Genomic DNA, 3,463 nt, shown 5'->3' with positions numbered 1-3,463 from the left:
CGAGGGGGCGGACGTGGAGGGGCTGCGGGCGCACCTGGGCGAGCGGCTGCCGGGGTACATGGTGCCGTCGGCGTACGTGCGGCTGGAGCAGCTGCCGCTGGGGCGCACGGGCAAGCTGGACCGCAAGGCGCTCCCCGCGCCGGAGGGCGACGCCTTCGCGCGCCACGGCTACGAGGCGCCCGTGGGCGAGACGGAAGAGGCGCTGGCGGAGATCTGGGCCGAGGTGCTGGGCATCGAGCGGGTGGGGCGCTGGGACCACTTCTTCGAGCTGGGCGGGCACTCGCTCCTGGCCGTCCGCGTCATCTCGCGCGTGCGGCAGGTGCTGGGCGTGGAGATGGCCCTGGGCGAGGTCTTTTCCCGGCCCGTGCTGGGCGACTTCGCGCGGGGCGTGGCGATGGCCGGGCGGGCGGAGCTTCCGCCCATCGGGCGCGCGCCCCGCGAGGGCTCCCTCCCGCTCTCGTTCGCGCAGCAGCGCCTGTGGTTCCTGGAGCAGCTGGGCGACCTGGGGAGCACGTACCACGTCCGCGTGCGCCGCCGGCTGCCGGGCGCGCTGGACCGCGACGCGCTCGTGCGCGCGCTGGACCGCATCGTCGCCCGGCACGAGGCGCTGCGCACCACCTTCGCGGAGGTGAACGGCGTTCCCGAGCAGCGCATTGCCCCGGCGGACGCCGGCTTCGCCCTCGTGGAGCACGACCTGGCCGGCCGGACGGACGCGGACGCCGAGCTGCGCCGCCTGCTGGCCCAGGAGGCGGCCGCGCCGTTCGACCTGGAGCGCGGGCCCCTCATCCGCGGCCGCCTCGTCCGGCGGGCCCCCGACGACCACCTGCTGCTGGTGACGATGCACCACATCGTCGGCGACGGCTGGTCCAGCGACGTGCTCACCCGGGAGCTGGACGCGCTCTACGGGGCGTTCCGCCGCGGGGCGCCGGACCCGCTCCCCGCGCTGGAGGTGCAGTACGCGGACTACGCCGTGTGGCAGCGCCGGTGGGTGGCGGGCGAGGTCCTGCAGGCGCAGGCGGACTACTGGACGCGGACGCTGGCGGGGGCGCCGGCGCTGCTGGAGCTGCCCACCGACCACCCGCGCCCCGCGCACTTCGACCCCGCGGGGGCGCAGTTCGGCGTGCAGCTGGACGGCACCCTCACGGCGGGGCTCCGGGCGCTGGCGCGGCGCCACGGGACGACGCCGTACATGGTGGTCCTGGCCGGGTGGGCCGTCGTGCTGGGCCGGCTCTCGCGCCAGGACGACCTGGTGATCGGCACGCCCGTGGCCAACCGCGGCCGGCGCGAGATCGAGGGGCTCATCGGCTTCTTCGTGAACACGCTCGCGCTGCGCATGGACCTTTCCGGGGCGCCCACGGTGGCGGCGCTGCTGGCGCGCGTGAAGGAGCGCACCCTGGAGGCGCAGCAGCACCAGGACATCCCCTTCGAGCAGGTGGTGGAGCGGGTGGACCCCGAGCGCAGCCTGTCGCACACCCCCCTGTTCCAGGTGCTGTTCGCGTGGCAGAACGCGGCCGGCGAGGCCGAACGTTCCGGGGGGGCGCCGTTCCCGCCCGGTTCCACCGCGCGGGCCACGGCCAAGTTCGACCTTTCCCTCAGCTTCATCGAGCGCGACGGGGAGATCACGGCCGGGGTGGAGTACGCCGCCTCGCTCTTCGAGCACGCCACGGTGGAGCGCTGGGTGGGGTACCTGCGGCGCGTGCTGGAGCAGATGGTGGCGGACGAGACCCGGCCCGTGACGCGGCTGGCGCTCATGCCCCGGGGCGAGCGCGCGCAGGTGGTGGAGGCGTGGAACCGCACGGAGGCGTTCCCGGACGGCCCGTGCATCCACGAGCGCTTCGAGCGGCAGGCGGCGCGCACGCCCGGCGCCGTGGCCCTCGTCCACGAGGGCGCGCGGCTCACCTACGGGGAGCTGAACGCGCGGGCCAACCGGCTGGCGCACCACCTCCGCGGGCTGGGCGTGGGCCCCGACGTGCGCGTGGGGCTGTGCGTGGAGCGCGGCCTGGAGATGATGGTGGGGCTGCTCGCGGTGCTCAAGGCCGGCGGCGCGTACGTGCCGCTGGATCCCGACTACCCCGCGGAGCGCCTGGCGTACATGCTGGCCGACAGCGCCCCCGCGGCGGTGCTCACGGAGGGGGCGCTGCGGGACCGGGTGGCCGGCACGGACGCGCCGGTGCTGGTGCTGGACGAGGCCGCCCCCGCGTGGGCCCACGCGCCGGCGGCCGACCCGGAGCGCGCCGGGCTCACGCCGGACCACGTGGCGTACGTCATCTACACCTCCGGCAGCACGGGCCGGCCCAAGGGCGTGCTGGTGCCGCACGGCAACGTGGCCCGGCTGTTCTCGGCCACGGACGCCTGGTTCGGCTTCGGGGAGACGGACGTGTGGACGCTGTTCCACTCCGTCGCCTTTGACTTCTCCGTGTGGGAGATGTGGGGCGCGCTGCTGTACGGCGGGCGGCTGGTGGTGGTCCCCGGCGCGACGGCGCGCAACCCCGAGGCGTTCTACCGCCTGGTGTGCGAGCAGGGCGTGACGGTGCTGAACCAGACGCCGAGCGCCTTCCACGCGTTCATGAACGCCCAGGTCTCCGTCGGGGGCGCGCACCGGCTGCGGTACGTGGTCTTTGGCGGCGAGGCGCTGGACGTGCCCGGGCTGCGCCCGTGGTTCGACCGGAACGGCGACGACGCGCCGCGGCTGGTGAACATGTACGGGATCACCGAGACCACCGTGCACGTCACCTATCGCCCCCTGACGGAGGCGGACGTGTTCGGCGGGTCGGGGAGCCCCATCGGGCGGGCGATCCCCGACCTGCGGCTGTACGTGCTGGACCCGGCGCGGCGGCCGGTGCCGGTCGGGGTGCCGGGCGAGCTGTACGTGGGCGGCGCGGGGGTGGCGCGCGGATACCTGAACCGCCCGGAGCTGACCGCGGAGCGCTTCGTGGACGACCCGTTCGCCCCCGGCCGGCTCTACCGCACCGGCGACCGGGTGCGGTGGCTGGCGGACGGGACGCTGGAGTACCTGGGCCGCCTGGACGAGCAGGTGAAGATCCGCGGCTTCCGCATCGAGCTGGGCGAGATCGAGGCGCGGCTGGCCGAGCACCCGGAGGTGCGTGAGGCGGTCGTCCTGGCGCGGGAGGACGTGCCCGGGGAGAAGCGGCTGGTGGCGTACGTGGTGGGTGAAGCGGAGGCGGACGCGCTGCGAGCCCGCCTGCGCCAGAGCCTGCCGGAGTACATGGTGCCGGCGGCGTTCGTCCCGCTGGATGCGCTGCCGCTGACCGCCAACGGCAAGCTCGACCGCAAGGCGCTCCCGGCGCCGGAGGGGGATGCGTACGCGCGGGCCGGCTACGAGGCACCGCTGGGGGAGGTGGAGGCGGCGCTGGCGGAGATCTGGGGAGAGGTGCTGGGCCTGGAGCGGGTGGGGCGGTGGGACCACTTCTTCGAGCTGGGCGGGCACTCGCTCCTGGCGATC

General features: G+C 75.3%; 1 protein-coding gene. It reads left to right on the top strand.

Going from position 1 to position 3,463, the window contains the following annotated elements; translation table 11 throughout:
- On the top strand, nt 1-3,463 hold a 3,463-nt coding region (locus VFZ20_RS05365), incomplete at both ends, for an amino acid adenylation domain-containing protein (protein ID WP_329682807.1).

It is taken from the genome of Longimicrobium sp., assembly GCF_036280135.1.
GTDB lineage: Bacteria > Gemmatimonadota > Gemmatimonadetes > Longimicrobiales > Longimicrobiaceae > Longimicrobium.
The sequence above is the reverse complement of the archived record's forward strand: the minus strand, read 5'-3'. Positions and strand labels throughout refer to the sequence as shown.